This is a genomic window from Chryseobacterium sp. D764, assembly GCF_019317325.1.
GTDB lineage: Bacteria > Bacteroidota > Bacteroidia > Flavobacteriales > Weeksellaceae > Chryseobacterium.
Genome location: NZ_CP079219.1, coordinates 1,842,206 through 1,860,515 on the forward strand (window position 1 = coordinate 1,842,206; position 18,310 = coordinate 1,860,515).

Below are 18,310 nucleotides of genomic sequence, written 5' to 3' on the forward strand. Positions count from 1 at the left end.
TTTTTCGAGGGGTAAAAACTCTTAACCATGCTTTATGGAGAAGAATACAGATCTGGAGATGATTTCTCACCTTAAGCCTTCAAAAATTGTTAAAATAATGAAGGACCCGGAAGCTTCTGCAAAGGCGGTACATCTTGTATATACCACCGATGCAGAGACCGCCGGAATTACCCGTAAGAAAACAGGAAAGAAATATTCCTATTATAAAGACGGTGAAAAGATCAAGGATAAGGAAGAAATTACAAGAATCAACAGCCTGGTACTTCCGCCTGCCTGGGAAAATGTATGGATCTGCGCCCTTGACAACGGGCATCTTCAGGCAACGGGCTTTGACATCAAAAAAAGAAAACAATACCGCTACCACCCTCTTTGGAGCGCTTTAAGAAATCATACGAAATTTTACAGAATGCTTCAGTTCGGATATGCGTTACCGGAAATGCGGCTGCATATAGAACAGGATCTTGCTTTGAGAAATTTTGAAAAGCGAAAAATTCTGGCTTTAATTGTGAGCCTTATGCAAAGAACCAATATCCGTATTGGTAATACTATTTATGAAAAGCTGTACGGTTCTTTTGGACTGACTACTTTAAAGGATAAGCATGTCAAGGTAAAAGGACAGAAAATTACGTTCTCTTTTAAAGGCAAAAAAGGCATTATGCATAACGTTGACCTTAGAAGTAAGAGGCTGGCAAGACTTATTCAGAAATGTAAAGATATTCCGGGAAAGGAACTTTTTCAATATTTTGATGATGAAGGAAACCGCCATTCTGTGGATTCAGGTATGGTGAATGAATATATAAAAGAGATCAGCGGCGAAGATTTTACGGCTAAGGATTTCAGGACCTGGTCTGGAACGGTAAGTGCTCTGATCGCTTTTAAAGAGATCGGGTATGCAGAAAATGATACTCAATATAAAAAGAAAGTAAAAGAAGCTCTGGAGATCGTTGCAGAAAACTTAGGAAATACCTCAGCTGTCTGCAGAAAATATTATGTTCATCCTTTAGTTATTAATCTTTACGAAAACAATACCATCAAAAAATACCTTGACGAACTGGAAATTATAGAAGAAAATGATGGAAAAGCTGATCTGACAAAAGAGGAAAGGCTGGTTCTGAAAATTCTTGAAAATGAGAGGATGTGAGAAAATGGAAGAAAGGAAGCAGGGAGATGGAAGTTCTGAAATCAAATTCCGAACTTTCAACTCATTTTGATCAAGCTTCTGCAATACTTCCAGCATCCGGCTTCCTACTCCCAGCCTTATTATATTGAAATCCTGTTGTTATTCAAAAACTGTATTCTGTATTCCTTTGGAGTAATACCTGCAATTTTTTTGAAAAGCTGGGTAAAATGGGAAGCAGTATGAAAATTCAGTTCGTAAGCAATTTCAGCAATATCTTTACTGGAGTGAAGTAATGCTTTGCTGTAATTGATATCTATCTCATTGATCCACTGTTTTGGGGATTTCTGGGTAACACCTTTTACACATTTATTCAGGTAGCTTTCTGTTACAGATAGTTTATCGGCATAGAACGCCACTCTCTTTTCTCCCACATGATATTTAAACAAAAGATCCCGAAACTGAAGGGACAATTCCATAGGACGTGTCGCAGATTTGTGATGGGTATCAGAATCTGTGCTCAGCATTTTGATTAAAATAAGATGAAGCATCGTTACTACTACATCATTGATATTGAGATTATTTAGCCACAACTCCTGCTCCATGATAGGAAGAAGCTGGGTAATGGTTCCATAAGTCAGGCTGTCCAGATTCAGGAAAGGAGTCATGAAAAAGATACTGCTTTTATGCTTTGGCAGTTCCTGTTCAGACAGGATATTATTTTCATAAGCCAGGAAGAAGCCTTCAATATCGTCTGATAATTCTACAGTTGCCGTGATGGTTCCTTGTTTGATAAAGATAACCCCGCCTTTCCCAGCATGATATTCTTTATTTTCAAGATATTGTCTGATATGACCGTTGGTAACGAAAATGATAAAATTAAACGTTGTACGATACGGAATGACCGGCATCAGAATGCCTTTAAGGTAATTTTCTATCCGATAGAGCTGTATATCAGCATTATTGGCTAATATCCTGTCCGTAATATTCGGAAGAAAGAGTTTTTTATATTGAAAATTGGATAGAACTTCCATATCCTTTTTATGATTATTTAAAGTTATACAAAATATTTTTAAGACTCAACACCGAATCAGTGGAAAGTAAAAGGGCAAAAGCAACTCCCGCATCCAGCAACCTCCTCTCTCACCCCTTTATACTCTCCCACTCATTCATTTAGAACTTATAATACACTCCTACCCTTACTCCAAAAGGACTTCCTGGTGTATAAGTAAGATCTGTAATAGGTTCTGCTTCTCCTTTCAACTGGGTTTCTGTTGCAAACTGGGCTTCATTCCATTTTACATTGAAAAGGTTGTTAAGCTGAACATTTGCACCCCATTTCCGGCGGTTATAAGAAAGCATTAGATCATTTACAAAGTAAGATTTGGTTCTGATACTGTTATCCTCTACTGCTGGTCTTGCTCCCAGATATCGGTATTGAAGTCCTAAAGAAAAGCCATCCAGGAAATCCCAGTTTACAGATCCTGTACTGGTTACTACAGGAGCCAGCGGAACGTAATCCTGTCCTTTTTCTTCTTCGGTAAATCTTGCATGGGAATAATTGATATCGGCATTCAGATAAAAGTTTTCCAACGGCTGGAAACGAACTCCAAGATCGGCCCCGAAACGTCTTGACTTTCCGGACGGCTCTACTACAGCATCGTCTCCTACATAAACAAATTCCTGCTGCAGATCCATATACCATAATGCCGGAGTAATAATCAATGATTTGAACGGATGTAATCTCACCCCAAAATCTGCTCCAATAGAATATGGAAGGGTATTTTCGTTTTTATTGGGAACGACTACTCTCAGGTCATTGGAGTGGAAGCCCATCCCTGTTTTCAGGAACCACATCACGTTATCATTCTGAGCGTAGGAGAAATTCAATTTCGGGCTTAGTCTTGTTGCTTCTTTTGACTGTCCGGACGGCAATTGTTCTACATCCAGCAGATTATGCATATTAAAGATAAAATGATCTACTCTCAAAGCAGGGTTAATGGTCCATTTTCCTGTCTTCCATACCAATCCTGAGTAAGCATGAAGGTTGGTTTCCGTTCCTGTCACATCAGATAATCTGTCAAGCAGCATATCTCTGTGATACACATGGTTAAGCTGTAAAGTATTGATATCATCATTCCTTAACCCTATTCCAGAAGTCCAGTTTAAAGAACTATTAGCCAGGGCAAAAGTTTTGGTATATTTCACTTCGGCACCGTAGATATTTCTTCCGTCGGTCTGCTGAATTTCATCTCCATGATCTTTATCTTTTAAATTAAAGGTAAAATCAGAATACAGATTGAAATTATACTTTGAATAGAAAGCCATGGCATCAATCTGCTCAGAAGGAGATATAATGTGCTTGAAATTCATCTGAAGATTTGTTCTGGAAGTTTTTCCGCCTTCCGTAGGGTCTATACTTCCCCATCTGCCAATGATTCCTTCATCTAAGGCACGTTCCGGAATCTGTCCGGAAGCATTCCATGAAGAATTGAATGTTGAAAACTGAATATTGAAATAGTCTTTATCAGTTAACCATTGGTTGTATTTCCCGAAGATGTTAACTCTGTTGAAATTCTGTTTTACATCAAAAGGGCCGTCTGTATAGTTGTATTCTGCTGCGATATAGGCATTTTTTCTTCCCTGATCATCATGCAGAATATTGAACATTCCCAAGACTCTTTTTGAATTGAAAGAGCCTCCTTCCAGTTTAATCATACTGTTTTTCAATCCATTATAGGTCTGAAAATCTACATATCCTGCCGTATTGAAATCACCGCGATCCATATAATAGGCTCCTTTTCCGAAGTCAATATTGTTTACCGTTTCAGGAATCACAAAGTGTAAATCTGAGTATCCCTGACCATGGGCATGAGAAACGATATTCACCGGCATTCCGTCCATATTAACGCTGACATCGGTACCGTGATCGGCATCAAATCCTCTTAAAAAAAGCTGTTCGGCCTTTCCTCCTCCGGCATGCTGTGCAATAAACAATCCCGGAACTTTTCTTAATAAATCCTGCGCTGAGTTTACCGGAAATTTATTCAGATCAACCTTGGTAATGGCTGATAAAAATGAACTGTGATTGATGGCAACTTCAGAAATCTGAAAAGGCTTATGCTGCAAAAAAATAACTTTATTTTTATCTTCATCGCTGGTCACCACCCATTTTACCCCATCATATCCCTGACGGCTGATCACAAGGGTATCAGGAAGTGATTTTACAGGAATGGCAAATATACCATCTGCCGCTGTATGAGTATGGCTGTTCCCGTGGTCATATTTTACCAAAGCATCTGCAATGGGAAATTTGTCATCTGCATCTTTGATCAGCAACTGTTTTTCTGCTTCCTGCGCCATCATTTTTCCACTGAATGCCATGACCAGAAATACGGCTGCTATTTTTGTTATTTTCATTTTTTATTTGTTTGTATAATGTATTAATGATTTTAGAAGTCAAATGAAAGACAAGTGAATCATCAGTCATTCGTAGGAGAACTTTAAACTTTAAACTTTAAACTTTAAACCTTGAACGTTAAACTTTGAACTTTGAACTCCCTTCTAAAACTCTATTCTTTAGTTTTAAGAAATACTTTCTGAATTAAAAGCGTAATCCACGTTCCGGCTACGAATGGAAAAGTAAATACTCCACCCACGATATCTAAACAATGATTGTCAATCAAAAGATCATCAATGGCAATCGTGATAAGAACGGCAATAAGTACCCATAAACCATCTGTTTTTTTAACTCCGGAAAAAGCAATTGCTGAAAGCACGGCATTAAAACCAAATAATCCCATGTGGATTTCTTTAATAGGCTCTCCGTTCAACTGTGATAATCCTGCACCAAGAATAGATGCTGCCAGCCCATATAAAGCGGCTATGGGAGAACTGATGAAAACGGCAAGAAAGAAAATCATTCCTGAAAGTACTCCACCCTGAAATATTACTTCGCCAAAACCATTGGTACAGGCAAGAAAATCATCATATTCTGTGGGCACCACTTCACTGCTCAACATCGCAGATGGCGGAATATGCGTAAAATGATGGAGTGCAAATACCAATATCCATGTAATGATAATGAAAGGAAAGGTAAACACCGGAATTTTCTTCTGAATAAAGAAATGCTGAATAACAGCTGCCAATGCTCCACCCAACACTATTAAAATCCAGATCAGCAATGTAGTTTCAAATAGAAAGGACAACGCTACTCCTACAAGTGCCGCACTGAAGCCGTAAAGCCCGGCATTGATTTCAGATTTAGTATAGTTAAGTTTCATGGCAGTAAAAGTTCCGGCCGCCGTTGAAAGCAATACTGCAATCCCGCACTGCCAGCTTCCCATAAAGATTCCTGTAAGAAACAGAAGTCCTGTCCATCTGTTTTCCTGAAGCATAATCTGTCCGATTCCTTTCAAAACATGGTCTATAAAAGGTAGTTTTTTGAAAAATTCGTTCATAGTTTTTTTGTATAATGTATTTTGTACAATGTAAAATGTATTGATGATTTGAGTGAGACAGTAAAAGTAATAGCTGGAAGCTAGAAGTTGGGAGCAGGAAGTGGGACTCTACCCTAAAACTCTCATTCTCTCTGACCTTCAAACTCTACCACTCGTACCCCAAATCCCGAAACTCGTTTACCATCCAAGAAAGACCATTCCTATTCCGCAAACGGTTACCACAGCTCCGCTCACCACTCCCATATATCTTTCCAGCTTTTCAGTATTGAATAGTGTTGAATAACCATAACGTCCCAGAAGAACCATTCCAAGCATTGTCAGGACGGTAGTTATGGTGAAAGACGTTACCAGAACAGCAATTTCAGACATTGAATGTTTTACTCCCGAATAGAATAATAAAGGAATTAAGGGTTCACTGGGTCCCATTACGAAAATCATAAAAAGTACAAGCGGAGTCACTTTTATTCTTTTTTGAGGCATTACCACTTCACTATGATTATGTTCGTATACATAAACATCATCACCCATTACATCAAAATGCTTATGAGGCTTGTTTCTGATGGCCTGAATGAGACCATATACCAGATAAACGCCTCCAAAAATAAGCAGTGCCCATCCTGAGAAATTTCCTCTGATATCCTGAAACCAGGAGATCTTATTGAGCTGCCATCCAAGGAAAACTCCGATAAAGCCTAAAATCAGAGAACTGAATACATGTCCGAAACCGCAGACAACCGTTAATACTGCTGTTTTCATTCCGCTCCATTTCTTGGATTTTGAAATCACAATGAATGGCAGGTAGTGATCCGGCCCTGAAGCGGTGTGTATGAAACTTATTGAAACGGCACTCAAAAGAAGCGCCCAAACTGTACTATCCATTTTTTACTTTTTTGTTTTACTTGAGAGCCTTGTCAAGGTTTTGAACCTTGACAAGGCTCCCTTTTTTACTCGAATGACCAGAGAATTTCCTGAATATACAGGAAGAAGTTGTACATCAACTCTCCTCCGTGTCCCAAAGCTCTTACGACAAAACCATTGTCATCCATTGCAGAGACTCCGACTTCCATTTCTTCATGATGCTGTGCCGCTGCTTCAACGATCTCTTCAATCAATCCATTCTTGTCTACATTTCCCTTCGTACTATAGAAGATCAGGGTTCCCTGGTGGGTATACTGTTCCAGATTTCCGATACTGCTGATCGGGATCATATCAGGCTGAATGAGAACATTATCTTTCACTACCAGCTTATTGTTGTGGTAGATTTCCATCACATTCTGAAAACGCTTCAGTTTAAAAACTTCTCCATAATGTTTTCTTCCGCAGGTAATAATCTCACTGATGATGATCTGGCTGTTGTTCCCAATATGAATATTCGCTTTGCTCTTAAAATTGGAATCTTCATGCGGAACTATGGGATGAGGAACGTAAGCAAAAGAGGTTTCATCTTCCATAGAAACATTAAGCTCCTGAAGTGCTTTATCCTTCATATTGAAAAGCCTCTGATAGGATTGTGACTGCAGCTGAAGCGCAGCACCTTTTTCAAGAGCAACCTCCAGATGGTAGTGGTCTCCATCCAGAATTCCCGGAGAGGAGCTCATCACCATCTGATAAAGTTTTTTGTCACTTTTCCGCTGCCCTACAAAAACCACTCTGAAAGGAAGTGAGACATAAAGGTCTTTCACATAGGATTCTCCTCCCTTAAATCCTGCGATAATATTTAAACGACTGTCCATTTATCTTACTAAGTTCGGTTCTTCAATTTCCTCGAGAAGAGCATATTTTTTAATCCAACCTATTACTTTGTCCAGTCCTTCATCTGTTTTAAGGTTTGTAAATACAAAAGGATTTCCTTTTCTCATTCTTCTGGCATCATTTTCCATTACTTCAAGGCTGGCTCCTACATACGGGGCAAGGTCTATTTTATTGATAATTAACAAGTCTGATCTTGTAATACCAGGACCTCCTTTTCTAGGAATTTTCTCTCCTTCTGCTACGTCAATAATGAAGATGGTAACGTCTGCAAGGTCCGGGCTGAATGTCGCTGAAAGGTTATCACCTCCACTTTCGATAAGAACCAGTTCAATCTCAGGGAAACGTGCTGCAAGCTCATCTACGGCTTCAAGGTTCATACTTGCATCTTCACGGATGGCAGTGTGTGGGCAGCCTCCTGTTTCTACTCCGATAATTCTGTCATGGGGAAGAAGACTGTTTTTTGCCATAAATTCAGCATCTTCTTTTGTATAAATATCATTAGTGATTACTCCAAGGTCATACTTTCCGAATAATTTTCTGCTTAAACGTTCCAGTAATGCAGTTTTTCCTGAACCTACAGGTCCTGCAACTCCTACTTTTATATATTTTCTATTTTCCATTTTTTTTAAATTTTAATTGTTTTTTAACGCTATGGACGCTAAGTTTTTTACCGTGAATATTTTACGATCGCAAAGGCGTTTCACTCAGCAATGTGCATCGTATTCTGCATCATCAGCTATTTACCTCCTTTTCCTTACGACATATAAAGTCTTGAATACAATCTCTCATGCTGCATACACCTGATATCGAAAGCGGTATTACAAAGTCCTACCATATCTCTGTCCAGCTCTATGGTTTCCCAGACTGTTTTTTCCATTACAGGATAAAGGGAAAATAAAATATCTTGCCCATCCAGCTGTCCAAGAGGAACAAGCTTTACCGCATTGGTGATCATTCCCGCCACTGAGGTATAATAGAATCCTAAAAGAGCTTCATACAAAGGAATTTTCATTAGGTAAGCATACACTCCGAACACAATACAGTAATGGGAATTGGCTTCTTTATTCTGCACTGCTTTTTCAAACGCTTCCATAAAAGGAAAACGGTCTCTCCTTTTAAAGATTTTGATCAGCCTGATCCCCAATTTCTGACTGGCCTGGCGGATTTCCTTCGGACATTTTATAGCGTTACACTCATTATCAAGAAGTAACAATGCCTGCAAATCTCCTTTTTCCGCTGCTTCATACGCCAGTTTTACAAAAGCCCCGTCATTAAATTTAAGGTTGTACTGAAGCATATTCTGCACAAATTCTTTGGCTGTACCTAAATTATGTACAATCCTTTCCTGCACATAGGTTTCAAGTCCGTTGGAATGAGTATACCCTCCGATGGGAAGTGTCGGATCTGCAAGATGAAGCAGTCCTGACAGGAAATTTATGTTGATATTATTCATCTTTCGGAGCTGCCATTTTTAAGATTTTTGTAAAGATTGTTGATCCCAGACTTCCATGCCCGTGGGGTTCTACATTGGATTTAAGAAGATTCAGCAGTTTCACAGATTGTTTCTCCGGGTTGAAACCGCTTGCCTCCAGCCATCTGAACATCGGCATTTCAAAAGGAAGCAATACTTTATCATTCTGAATGAAGAGCGGAATATGTTTGTTTCCGATCTCATAACATACGGTACCCATTTCCAGGAGCGAAGCGGGTGACATCACGATCGCTTCCGTCTCCAGAACATTTACCGCGATTATTTTTTCCGCATCCTCAAAAAGAATATCTCCTTCATGCAAACGCTGTCCTTCTCTGAGAAACTTGATCGCAACGTCAGTTCCCTGTCTGGTTTTTTTGCGCTGGATTCTTTTGGTAGTTTCAAACCATTCCAGATCAAGATAATCTATGGTTTTCCCTGTAGGATTTTCAGAGAGATTTCCTGTGATTTGATTAATTATCATTTTTGGATTTTTTTCTAAAGTCTAAGTTTTTGGAGATTCCTACCCCGAATGTTGAACCACTGATTCCTGCTACATAGTTCTTCGTCCAGCCTTCTTCTTTGGTTTTAGTCTGAAGCATTGAAAGTTCTGCAAATTTGAATTTCAGGGCCCAGCCTCCTCCCAGTAATATTCCGATCAAGGGATAGGCACGAAGACGGAATCCGTTAAAGTTCTGCATTGCATCAGCAGCCGTTGACAGCTGCTGTCCCCAAACATAGTGAGCATCTACCTGCCCGATCAGTACAAAGTACTTTCCAAGCATCAATGAAGGGCTGTACCAGATACCTGCTTCATTTTGTTTGTAGACTACATTATGATCAACTGTATTCTGTGAGTAAGCATAATTGACTCCGATAAGGTCATTATTGTTAATGAAGTACCCTACTCCAAGCGGTGCGCTTGAGACAGTACTGCTGCTGCTGGATGGAGTTGTAAGTTTAGAGTAATCTAATGAACCATACACCATAAACTGCCCTTTTGGTCCATCTTCATCACTTTTAAGCCTGTGCCCGCCCAAAAACTGAGCGCTCAGATTTCCTGAAAGCATAGACATTCCGGCTACAACAAGAGAAACAACTGTTTTATTTAAATATTTCATTTTAAACTTAGTTCTATAATTATTTTAAATTCAGTGAGTAAACCTGGGATAAAGAAGTACCTGAAAGTGTCATTCTAAACGAAATGTAGTGAAGAATCCCTATGAGATTCTTCCTTCGTCAGAATGACAAAGCCCAATAGTTTCGCTTTCAGATACTGTACTTTAAATTGATCTTAGAATAAGTAATACAGCTGTGTTAAAGGAAGTGTTTCCGCAGGTTCGCAAGTGATGTACTCACCGTCTACCGTTACTTTATAGTTTTCAGGGTTCACTTCAATTAAAGGAGTCTTATCGTTATGAATAAGGTCTTTTTTGGAAATATTTCTACAATTTTTTACCGGAAGAATCATTTTCTCCAATTTGTAAGAAGCAATGGTTCCGTTGTCGATAGAAACCTGAGAAACGAAATTCGCACAAATACCAAACTTGGCTTTTCCATGAGCTCCGAACATATTTCTGTAAATAATTGGCTGAGGTGTTGGAATAGATGCATTTGGATCTCCCATTTTAGCAGCAATCACAAACCCTCCTTTTACAATCATTTCCGGTTTTACTCCGAATAATGCAGGCTTCCAGATCACCAAATCTGCCAATTTACCTTCTTCAAGAGATCCTACATATTCTGAAATACCATGTGCAATAGCGGGATTGATGGTATATTTAGCCACATATCTTTTTGCACGGTAATTATCGTTTCCACTATCCTGATCTTCAGCTAAATCACCTCTTTGCTCCTTCATTTTGCTTGCCGTCTGCCATGTTCTTGTAATCACTTCTCCCGGTCTTCCCATCGCCTGAGAATCCGAACTCATGATGCTGAAAACGCCCATGTCATGAAGAATATCTTCTGCTGCAATGGTTTCAGGGCGAATACGGGAATCTGCAAAAGCTACATCTTCAGGAATATTCTTGCTCAGGTGATGACAAACCATCAACATATCTAAGTGCTCATCAATCGTATTGACTGTATAAGGACGTGTAGGATTTGTAGAAGCGGGCAGTACATTTGGGTACATTGCTGCTTTAATGATATCCGGGGCGTGACCTCCACCAGCTCCTTCTGTATGGAATGTATGGATCACTCTTCCGTTGATTGCTCTCATTGTATCTTCCAGGAATCCTCCTTCATTCAGCGTATCGGTATGGATAGCAACCTGAACGTCATATTTATCCGCTACTTTCAGTGCTGCATCAATTGTTGCGGGAGTTGCTCCCCAGTCTTCATGGATTTTCACACCTAAAGCACCTGCTTCTACCTGCTCTTCAATAGGTTCTTCTGCCGAACAGTTTCCTTTTCCGAAGAAACCAAGGTTCATAGGATATTCTTCTGCTGCCTCAAGCATTTTCTGCATATTGAATTTTCCCGGAGTCACTGTTGTAGCATTAGTTCCGTCATTCGGACCTGTACCACCGCCAATCATTGTTGTGATCCCGCTGTATAGAGATGTTTCGATCTGTTGAGGACAGATGTAGTGAATATGGGTATCAATACCTCCGGCTGTTACGATATATCCTTTTCCACCGTGGACTTCAGTTGAAGCTCCAATAATCATATTGGGACTTACACCATCCATTGTATCAGGGTTACCTGCTTTTCCGATTCCTACGATCTTTCCGTCTTTGATTCCGATATCACCTTTTATAATTCCCCAATGGTCAATGATGACAGCTCCTGTGATGCAAAGGTCCAGAACACCTTCATCTCTTTTAGCAGTAACATTCTGTCCCATTCCGTCACGGACTGTTTTTCCTCCTCCGAAAACGGCTTCGTCTCCATAGTGAGTGAAATCTTTTTCAATTTCAATGATTATTTCAGTGTCTCCCAATCTGATTTTGTCTCCGGCTGTAGGACCTAATATATTGGCGTATTGTTTTCTGTCTACGTGTAAGCTCATCTTAATGATTTTTAAAGTTTAATTCTTCAACTTTTGCAAGGCTTGCCTTTTTCTGTTCTTCGGAATCTATCTGTCCGTCGACAAGGTTGTTGAAGCCCATTGCTTTTTTGGTTCCTCCTATTTCTACCAATTCCACTTCTTTTTCTTCTCCCGGTTCAAACCTTACTGCAGTACTTGCTACAATATTCAGTCTCTTTCCGAAAGCTTTTTCACGGTCAAAGCTCATCGCTTTATTGACTTCAAAAAAGTGGAAGTGTGAACCCACCTGAATAGGACGGTCTCCGGTGTTTGTTACTTTTATTTTTACAGTTTCTCTGCCTTCATTGCAGATAATTGTACCTTCTTTTACAAAAATTTCTCCTGGTATCATAATCAGTAGTATTAGCGGATTGGGTTGTGTACGGTTACCAGCTTAGTCCCATCAGGGAAAGTGGCTTCAATCTGAACATCGTGGATCATTTCTGATACGCCGGGCATTACGTCATCTTTAGTAAGAAGATTAGCGCCTTCCTGCATCAGTTCGGCTACTTTTTTTCCATCTCTTGCTCCTTCAAGCAAAAAGTGGCTGATGAGTGCAATTGATTCAGGATAGTTTAATTTAAGGCCTCTTGCCTTTCTTTTTAGAGCGAGTTCGCCTGCCAGAAATAGCATAAGCTTTTCCGTTTCTCTCGGTGTTAAGTGCATAGTATTTTTATTTAAAATTGGACAAACAGTACTGGTTCACCTCTCCATAAAGGCAAATAGACATGTTCAAAAAATGTAAAATGGGAATGATTTTTACAGATCTGTATTGAGTGAATACAAACCACAATGGATCATTAAAAATTTAAAAAAGGGATTAGCAGCCCGCTATCTGCAGACAGTGATACAGAATGTATCTTGGTGCTGTAATGTAGGTACGGTTTTGAACAGCCGCAACCTGTGTATTGTAAGTGTAGCCTGCAAAGAAATAATTGAGCCACTGCTGTGCAAGTACTGAGTAATCAAATTTCACTTTCTCCCAGTCATTGGAATCCTGTACATCCTGCACATCTGAAAAACTATACATTTCAGGCTGGGTCTGCTGATCGGATTTCTGCTGAAGGAGATTGATTTTTGAGATAATATCAGAGTATGACTGAGTTTTCCCTTTATGTGCAAAAAGACCTGCACACAACGCTGAGAAAAACATCAGAAAAGAGAAAAATAAAACTCTTTTTTTCATACTATTAATAATGGTGTAAAATTAGAACAATCTTAAAACCTTGGCTATCAAAAAAATTATTTAAAATGTTCAAAATCGCAACAAATACAATTTTATGTAATTTTAACATTTCATGATAAATCCCTTATTTATAATACTTAAGCATAGTTTATGAACTATGACAAATATTTTATTGTCCTTATTCCTATAATTCTGATATTCCACTTTATCTTTTCCTTCTATTTAAAAGATCGAGTAAATACATCCAATATTATCAACACAACATGTTAAAAATCCTTTATTCATTAGCTATTACTTAACAATAAGCTTTATTTCATAAAAACAGGCGGTATTTTTTTCTTTCCTTATAATTATCGTAAATTTGTATACACATCTTATTTAATTTAATAAAATAATAAAACGTAATATGTCAAAAGCAATTTCGCAAGTACCATTAGCGGTAAATGAGCCGGTAAATTCTTATGAACCGGGATCTCCGGAAGTTAAAAGCCTTATCGACACTTATAAAAAAATGTGGGCTGAAAAGGTGGAAGTTCCAATGATTATCAATGGAAAAGAAGTGAAAACTGATACAAAAGTACAGCTTCAGTCTCCTCAGGATCATGCTCATGACTTCGGTTTCTACTATCAGGGTGGTATGCAGCATGTGGATGACGCTATCAACGCGGCATTGGCAGCTAAACAAGAATGGAATGAACTAGGCTGGGAACAGCGTGCAGCAATTTTCTTAAAGGCAGCTGATCTTTTGGCTGGTCCTTACAGAGATGTGATTAATGCTGCAACAATGATCGGACAGTCTAAGAATGTACACCAGGCTGAAATTGATGCAGCTTGTGAATTCATCGACTTCTTAAGATTCAATGTAGAGTTCATGACAGAAATGTATGCTGAGCAGCCGGTTTCTGACAATGGAATCTGGAACCGCGTTGAATACAGACCATTAGAAGGATTCTGCTTTGCAGTAACTCCGTTCAACTTTACTGCTATTTCCGGAAACCTTCCTACTTGTATGGCAATGTTAGGAAACGTTGTAGTTTGGAAGCCGTCTGACAAGCAGGTATATTCTGCAAAAGTAATTATGGATGTATTAATTGAAGCTGGTCTTCCTGCGGGAGTTATCAACATGATCTTTACAGATGGAAAAGAAACTGCTGAAAAAGTATTGGCACACCGTGATTTTGCTGGTCTTCACTTCACAGGTTCTACAAAAGTATTCCAGGGAATGTGGAAAATGATTGGTGATAATATCCACAACTACAGAACATATCCAAGAATTGTTGGAGAAACAGGAGGGAAAGATTTTGTAATCGCTCACCCATCTGCTAACGTAGAAGCTGTAGCTACTGCATTGGTAAGAGGTGCTTTCGAATATCAGGGACAAAAATGTTCAGCTGCTTCAAGAGCTTATGTACCTAAGTCTCTTTGGGCTGACGTGAAAAAAGTAATGGAAACTCAGATGAATTCTATTAAAGTAGGTTCTCCAGAAGATACTTCTAACTTTGTAAACGCAGTAATTGACAAAAATTCTTTCGAGAAATGTAAAGGATATATCGACAGAGCAAATGCTTCAGATGAAGCTTCTGTAGCAATCGGTGGAAAAGTTGATGATTCTAAAGGATGGTTTGTACACCCAACAGTAATTGAAACTACAAATCCTCACTACGAAAGTATGGTAGAAGAGATCTTCGGGCCAATCTTATCAATATTTGTATATGAAGATAAGGACTGGAAAGAAACGCTAAAACTTGTAGATTCTACTTCTCCTTATTCATTAACAGGTTCTGTATTCTCACAAGACCGTTACGCGATCAATGAAGCTTATAAAGCTTTAGAGAATGCTTCAGGTAACTTCTACATCAATGATAAACCAACAGGTGCTGTAGTAGGACAACAGCCTTTCGGTGGTGGTAGAGCTTCAGGAACAAATGATAAAGCAGGTTCTAAAATGAATCTTCTGAGATGGACCTCTGTAAGAAGTGTAAAAGAAACTTTTGTTTCTCCAAAAAACTACAAATATCCTTATTTGGGATAATAAAAGATAAATGATCATTGATAAATGATTAAACAGCCTCGGAATTTCGGTTTCGGGGCTTTTTTGTGGGATGCAGAGTTCAAGGTTTAAAGATTTAAAGTTCAAGGTCTAAGGTTTAAGGTTATTGGTAGCCAGAAATATACTTTTACTTCTCCAATACTTCAATACTCTCTCCCCTAATCCCTACAACCTGTTACCTTTTACCTAACATCTTTTAACAAACTTTACCTATATTTTACGACTTTCCCTACCCTCTTAGGAATAATTGTTGATTTTGAATAGGTATACACCCCAAAATAAAATAGTATGAAAAAGTTATTGCTAACAGTCATTGGAATAGGAATATTTGCAGTGAGCTGTGGAACCAAAGAATCGACAATGTCATCGAGCAATCGTGATTCAGCGACAGTAGAAAATACTCAAAAAAGTATACCGCCTACAACCACTGATACAATGACTACAAAAATGACAAATCCTGACAGTGTCAAGATAAAAAAAGATTCAGCGGTAATGTCTCCAGTCAAATAGTATTGATATACGTTCAATTTAAAAATGGAAAATCTGCAGATGAAATCGCTGCAGATTTTTTTTATTGGATAAAGCCAATGGGACGAATATTTTTTTGTTAGTGAGTTAAAATCCACCCCCTATTGAATTTTAATAATAACATCTTTTATCTTTTATCTTTTATCTTTTATCTTTTATCTTTTATCTTTTAATTAATCTTATATTTGATTATTACCAAACATTAATATATACTACTATGAAAAAATTCTGGATAGGAGCAGTTCTTGGACTTCTTTTCCTTGGAAGTTGTGCTCAAAATAAAGAAAAACGAGAGGAATATAAAGATGCCCACAACAAGGAATCTTTAAGAAACAAAATGGGTGATTCTGCTGTAGCTAATTCTATACCCGCTCCGGCAGCTGATACTTCAAAAACCAAACCCGACAGTCCAAAAGTTAAATAAAATCACAAATCCACAGACTTCTGTGGATTTGCACTTAAAAAAACTTGACTGAAAAAAAACCGGGCAATCAACCCCGATTATAAGATATGGTTTATATTCTGTGAACAGAATACTTCCTTTAAAGATAAAAACAGGAACCGTGGCTGTTTCAATGATGAAATATACACGCGTTCCATATATAAATTTTCATGGTTTAGTTTTCAGCTTAGGGATGATTTTCTTACTATAATATTATTTCAGGAAAAAAAATATTCCTTCAAAAAATAAAAGAGATAAGCTGTAGTATGATTGTATTCATGTCCCTCGAACTGGCGCAAAGATAGGATAGCAAAGGGTTCCTGTAAAACAATAGGTTGTTCATTTTCGTGAAAACAGTAAGATAGAATTTAAAAACCTATCTATTTTTAATCATTTTCAGGAAAATGAACATTTTTATCTGATTGATTTTCAGCATCAAGATATTTAATATAGGCTGATGGAGAATAGTCTGTGACCGCTTTGAAAACTGCAGCAAATTTACTGTGTGAAGAGAAGCCGCATTCATCAGCAAGGATGCTTATTTTATACTGTCGGTATTTCTCATCGTTGATCAGCTTATCCACAATATATCTGATTCTCAGTCGGTTGATATACAATTTAAAGTCAGCACTCTTATGCTGATTGATTACATAAGACAGATATTTTGTATTGGTATTCAATTCACCTGCAAGGAAAGACAGAGACATTCCCTTATTGTTATAGAGATCACCTTTCTCAAAATCTTCAAGAAGTTCAAGCAGCTTTGATTCTGTTTCGGAAGTCATCAGAGAATCATTTCGTCTTCGGTCTGTTTCAGAATCTTTTTCATCAATTTCTTCCACAGATATATTGGAAAACTCAGAACCATCGGATTGTTTTAAAGGATGATTACTTCTGCTGCTGATCATTTTCAACTGAGTTCTTATGATATTTCTGAACTTTGAACGTTGTTTTTTCTGTTTCGTTCTGAAGAAAACAAGTAAACCAACCAACAATGTAAACAGGACAATAATAGTGGCATTTTTCACCAGATTCATCTGTCCGTTCTTCTTACTGGTCTTCCCTTTTGAAACCTCTACTCCTTTCATTGTGAAGCTTTGATTACGGGCTGCAATACTGTCGTATGTCCGTACATATTTCACAGCATATAAAGAAGCTTTGAAATTATCCCCCATCCCTTCATAGTAATCATTTATATTGGAGTATACTGCTTTTTTCAATGTAAGACTTCTGGAGGTGTCTGCTATTTTTTCTGCTTTTTTCAGGTATAGTTCCGCATCTTTCCAGTTTTTCTGCTTCAGACGGATTCCTCCCAGACCATTATAAACCAATCCGAGCGTACAGCTTCCGACTTTGAGCAAACCTTCAGCTTTCCTGTAATAATTTTCAGAAACAGGATAGTCATTCAGTTTGAAATAGACATCACCAAGCAATTGATAGGAAGCAGCAGCTGTTCTGTTTTCATTACGGCTGTTGATTCTCTCAAAATATTTCAGAGAAGATTCTATAAATCGTATTGCATTTGAGTAATTGCCCAGTTCCATTTCATAGAAAGCCATTTCCTGATTCAGGAGTCCTGCCGCCTCATTACTTTTTTGAAAATCAGTAATCCTGCCGGAAGCTTCTAGTCCTTTTACAATGTATTTTTTAGACCTTTCATACAACCCTACCTGTCTATATTGCCTGGCAAGTAATCGGGTTACCACAGCCATCTGTTCCGGGTCATTTATCTGATTGATTATCGAGTGGGCGTTTTCACTATAGCAAATTGCTTTTTTAAGCTCGCCGGCATGATGATAAAGTTCTGAAGAGAGAATAAGAGATTGTATTTTCTCAGAAGGTTTCTGTGCCAGCATATAAAGAGAATCTGCGGTCTTGATCGCTTTGGGTAAATCCTTATGTGCGGTAACAGAAGACGTTCTTTCACAGATAAGCTCAAAGTTGTTTTTTTTCTGAGCGAATATTGGGACTGCTGTTGCCAGCAAAAACAAAAATTTCAGGATATTTTTAGACATACAGAAACAAATTATTATTTTTATTTTATAATAATTCATCATTATTTTCACTGGGTGTCTTTTTGTTTTTTACAAAACTAGTGATATTTTATTTTTTATTAAAATATTATATTGAAATTTAATCATTTAACTTAAAATAGTGATTTACATTAATTTTAATAATTAGACCGAAATAATAAATGATTATCCTTCATATGAACTGATGCCTGTTTTAAAACCAAAATTCCTTTATAATTATTTTCAATATGAACGGCT

18 protein-coding genes are annotated in these 18,310 nt (G+C 38.0%); 4 read left to right on the forward strand and 14 right to left on the reverse strand.

Features of this window, described 5'->3' with window-relative positions; translation table 11 throughout:
• Positions 1–34: 34 nt before the first annotated feature.
• Positions 35–1,141, forward strand: coding sequence for a DNA topoisomerase IB (locus KYG33_RS08230; RefSeq protein WP_077418507.1), 1,107 nt, complete (start codon positions 35–37; stop codon positions 1,139–1,141).
• Positions 1,142–1,260: 119 nt separating this feature from the next.
• On the opposite strand, the gene KYG33_RS08235 is transcribed toward KYG33_RS08230, so the two are convergent.
• The 13 genes from KYG33_RS08235 to KYG33_RS08295 form a co-directional block, all read right to left on the reverse strand.
• On the reverse strand, positions 1,261–2,151 hold the full coding sequence (locus tag KYG33_RS08235) for a helix-turn-helix domain-containing protein (RefSeq protein ID WP_180564209.1): 891 nt from the start codon (positions 2,149–2,151) through the stop codon (positions 1,261–1,263).
• A gap of 139 nt (positions 2,152–2,290) precedes the next feature.
• Positions 2,291–4,537: a TonB-dependent receptor gene (locus tag KYG33_RS08240; protein ID WP_219073053.1), complete on the reverse strand. Its 2,247-nt coding sequence runs from the start codon at positions 4,535–4,537 to the stop codon at positions 2,291–2,293.
• 152 nt (positions 4,538–4,689) lie between these two features.
• A complete protein-coding gene (locus tag KYG33_RS08245) occupies positions 4,690–5,577 on the reverse strand; it encodes an urea transporter (protein WP_219073054.1) in 888 nt (295 codons plus the stop codon).
• 177 nt (positions 5,578–5,754) lie between these two features.
• Positions 5,755–6,456 carry a hypothetical protein gene (locus KYG33_RS08250; protein WP_219073055.1) on the reverse strand — a complete coding sequence of 234 codons (702 nt, stop codon included), beginning with the start codon at positions 6,454–6,456 and terminating at the stop codon, positions 5,755–5,757.
• A gap of 65 nt (positions 6,457–6,521) precedes the next feature.
• Positions 6,522–7,310, reverse strand: a complete 789-nt coding sequence (locus KYG33_RS08255) for an urease accessory protein UreD (protein WP_219073056.1) — start codon at positions 7,308–7,310, stop codon at positions 6,522–6,524.
• On the reverse strand, positions 7,311–7,949 hold the full coding sequence (gene ureG / locus KYG33_RS08260; protein WP_045499433.1) for an urease accessory protein UreG: 639 nt from the start codon (positions 7,947–7,949) through the stop codon (positions 7,311–7,313).
• A 134-nt stretch (positions 7,950–8,083) separates the two neighbouring features.
• Positions 8,084–8,782 carry an urease accessory protein UreF gene (locus tag KYG33_RS08265; protein ID WP_077418501.1) on the reverse strand — a complete coding sequence of 233 codons (699 nt, stop codon included), beginning with the start codon at positions 8,780–8,782 and terminating at the stop codon, positions 8,084–8,086.
• Positions 8,775–9,284 carry an urease accessory protein UreE gene (gene ureE / locus KYG33_RS08270; RefSeq protein WP_219073057.1) on the reverse strand — a complete coding sequence of 170 codons (510 nt, stop codon included), beginning with the start codon at positions 9,282–9,284 and terminating at the stop codon, positions 8,775–8,777. The genes KYG33_RS08265 and ureE overlap by 8 nt, the downstream gene beginning before the upstream one ends.
• Positions 9,274–9,921, reverse strand: a complete 648-nt coding sequence (locus KYG33_RS08275) for a hypothetical protein (RefSeq protein WP_077418499.1) — start codon at positions 9,919–9,921, stop codon at positions 9,274–9,276. The genes ureE and KYG33_RS08275 overlap by 11 nt, the downstream gene beginning before the upstream one ends.
• Before the next feature lie 173 nt (positions 9,922–10,094).
• Positions 10,095–11,816: an urease subunit alpha gene (ureC, locus tag KYG33_RS08280; protein ID WP_180564214.1), complete on the reverse strand. Its 1,722-nt coding sequence runs from the start codon at positions 11,814–11,816 to the stop codon at positions 10,095–10,097.
• Between the two features lies 1 nt (position 11,817).
• On the reverse strand, positions 11,818–12,186 hold the full coding sequence (gene ureB, locus KYG33_RS08285) for an urease subunit beta (protein WP_047387761.1): 369 nt from the start codon (positions 12,184–12,186) through the stop codon (positions 11,818–11,820).
• An 11-nt stretch (positions 12,187–12,197) separates the two neighbouring features.
• Positions 12,198–12,500 (reverse strand): urease subunit gamma, encoded by a 303-nt coding sequence (gene ureA / locus KYG33_RS08290; protein ID WP_047387758.1) that lies wholly within the window; start codon positions 12,498–12,500, stop codon positions 12,198–12,200.
• Positions 12,501–12,654: 154 nt separating this feature from the next.
• On the reverse strand, positions 12,655–13,020 hold the full coding sequence (locus tag KYG33_RS08295; RefSeq protein ID WP_077418498.1) for a hypothetical protein: 366 nt from the start codon (positions 13,018–13,020) through the stop codon (positions 12,655–12,657).
• Between the two features lie 406 nt (positions 13,021–13,426).
• Here KYG33_RS08295 and pruA point away from each other — a divergent pair, with 406 nt between their 5' ends.
• From pruA to KYG33_RS08310, 3 genes are all read left to right on the forward strand, one after another.
• On the forward strand, positions 13,427–15,052 hold the full coding sequence (gene pruA, locus KYG33_RS08300; RefSeq protein ID WP_180564215.1) for an L-glutamate gamma-semialdehyde dehydrogenase: 1,626 nt from the start codon (positions 13,427–13,429) through the stop codon (positions 15,050–15,052).
• Between the two features lie 306 nt (positions 15,053–15,358).
• Positions 15,359–15,580, forward strand: coding sequence for a cytochrome C551 (locus KYG33_RS08305; RefSeq protein WP_077418496.1), 222 nt, complete (start codon positions 15,359–15,361; stop codon positions 15,578–15,580).
• Positions 15,581–15,815: 235 nt separating this feature from the next.
• The gene (locus KYG33_RS08310; RefSeq protein WP_077418494.1) at positions 15,816–16,022 is read left to right on the forward strand and encodes a hypothetical protein; all 207 of its coding nucleotides are present in this window, start codon (positions 15,816–15,818) and stop codon (positions 16,020–16,022) included.
• Positions 16,023–16,426: 404 nt separating this feature from the next.
• On the opposite strand, the gene KYG33_RS08315 is transcribed toward KYG33_RS08310, so the two are convergent.
• Complete coding sequence (locus tag KYG33_RS08315; RefSeq protein ID WP_219073058.1) at positions 16,427–18,055, reverse strand: AraC family transcriptional regulator; 1,629 nt, start codon at positions 18,053–18,055, stop codon at positions 16,427–16,429.
• Between the last annotated feature and the right edge of the window lie 255 nt (positions 18,056–18,310).

Excerpts from the sequence above, each read along its gene's own strand:
- KYG33_RS08245 (WP_219073054.1), bottom strand. The coding sequence starts at position 5,577 with ATGAACGAATTTTTCAAAAAACTACCTTTTATAGACCATGTTTTGAAA.
- pruA (WP_180564215.1), top strand. The coding sequence starts at position 13,427 with ATGTCAAAAGCAATTTCGCAAGTACCATTAGCGGTAAATGAGCCGGTA.
- ureB (WP_047387761.1), bottom strand. The coding sequence starts at position 12,186 with ATGATACCAGGAGAAATTTTTGTAAAAGAAGGTACAATTATCTGCAAT.
- KYG33_RS08310 (WP_077418494.1), top strand. The coding sequence starts at position 15,816 with ATGAAAAAATTCTGGATAGGAGCAGTTCTTGGACTTCTTTTCCTTGGA.
- KYG33_RS08230 (WP_077418507.1), top strand. The coding sequence starts at position 35 with ATGGAGAAGAATACAGATCTGGAGATGATTTCTCACCTTAAGCCTTCA.
- KYG33_RS08275 (WP_077418499.1), bottom strand. The coding sequence starts at position 9,921 with ATGAAATATTTAAATAAAACAGTTGTTTCTCTTGTTGTAGCCGGAATG.
- KYG33_RS08305 (WP_077418496.1), top strand. The coding sequence starts at position 15,359 with ATGAAAAAGTTATTGCTAACAGTCATTGGAATAGGAATATTTGCAGTG.
- KYG33_RS08265 (WP_077418501.1), bottom strand. The coding sequence starts at position 8,782 with ATGAATAATATCAACATAAATTTCCTGTCAGGACTGCTTCATCTTGCA.
- KYG33_RS08235 (WP_180564209.1), bottom strand. The coding sequence starts at position 2,151 with ATGGAAGTTCTATCCAATTTTCAATATAAAAAACTCTTTCTTCCGAAT.
- ureA (WP_047387758.1), bottom strand. The coding sequence starts at position 12,500 with ATGCACTTAACACCGAGAGAAACGGAAAAGCTTATGCTATTTCTGGCA.
- KYG33_RS08250 (WP_219073055.1), bottom strand. The coding sequence starts at position 6,456 with ATGGATAGTACAGTTTGGGCGCTTCTTTTGAGTGCCGTTTCAATAAGT.
- KYG33_RS08240 (WP_219073053.1), bottom strand. The coding sequence starts at position 4,537 with ATGAAAATAACAAAAATAGCAGCCGTATTTCTGGTCATGGCATTCAGT.
- ureC (WP_180564214.1), bottom strand. The coding sequence starts at position 11,816 with ATGAGCTTACACGTAGACAGAAAACAATACGCCAATATATTAGGTCCT.
- ureG (WP_045499433.1), bottom strand. The coding sequence starts at position 7,949 with ATGGAAAATAGAAAATATATAAAAGTAGGAGTTGCAGGACCTGTAGGT.
- KYG33_RS08315 (WP_219073058.1), bottom strand. The coding sequence starts at position 18,055 with ATGTCTAAAAATATCCTGAAATTTTTGTTTTTGCTGGCAACAGCAGTC.
- ureE (WP_219073057.1), bottom strand. The coding sequence starts at position 9,284 with ATGATAATTAATCAAATCACAGGAAATCTCTCTGAAAATCCTACAGGG.
- KYG33_RS08295 (WP_077418498.1), bottom strand. The coding sequence starts at position 13,020 with ATGAAAAAAAGAGTTTTATTTTTCTCTTTTCTGATGTTTTTCTCAGCG.
- KYG33_RS08255 (WP_219073056.1), bottom strand. The coding sequence starts at position 7,310 with ATGGACAGTCGTTTAAATATTATCGCAGGATTTAAGGGAGGAGAATCC.